Source organism: Helicobacter pylori SA37A, from assembly GCF_000476015.1.
Lineage (GTDB): Bacteria > Campylobacterota > Campylobacteria > Campylobacterales > Helicobacteraceae > Helicobacter > Helicobacter pylori_DB.
Genome location: NZ_CBOO010000043.1, coordinates 1 through 367, shown reverse-complemented (window position 1 = coordinate 367; position 367 = coordinate 1). Strand labels below are relative to the sequence as shown.

The 367-nt window shown below is 30.0% G+C and carries 1 pseudogene; it reads left to right on the top strand.

Features of this window, described 5'->3' with window-relative positions:
- A pseudogene (locus QT76_RS07810) lies at positions 1-322 on the top strand (VirB4 family type IV secretion/conjugal transfer ATPase); the annotation flags it as partial.
- Between the last annotated feature and the right edge of the window lie 45 nt (positions 323-367).

Sequence of the window (367 nt, the reverse complement as noted above, 5' to 3'; positions counted from 1 at the left end):
CACCCAAATTGAACTAGATTTAATCTTTCATATCCGCTCTTTAGGGCAATTTGAAAGCCTGAATTTTTTAAAAACTAAGAAAAAGCTCACGCTTTCTAAAATAGTAAAAGCTGATATTGATAATTATATAGAATTAGTGCAAGCCAATCGTTTGAGCATGCAAGAGTGTGCTTTAAACTTAGTTATAAGGGCTAAAAGTAAAGCTAAATTAGACAAGTCTTTAAAAGAGATTTTATCCTTGCTTAATAATGCTGGACTAGGCAGTGTTACAGAAACTATAGGGCTAAAACCATCTTATTTTTCATTCTTTAATGATGATGCGTTTTTATCTTATTTTAAATGGTGATGTGTTTGATTTAATTTAATG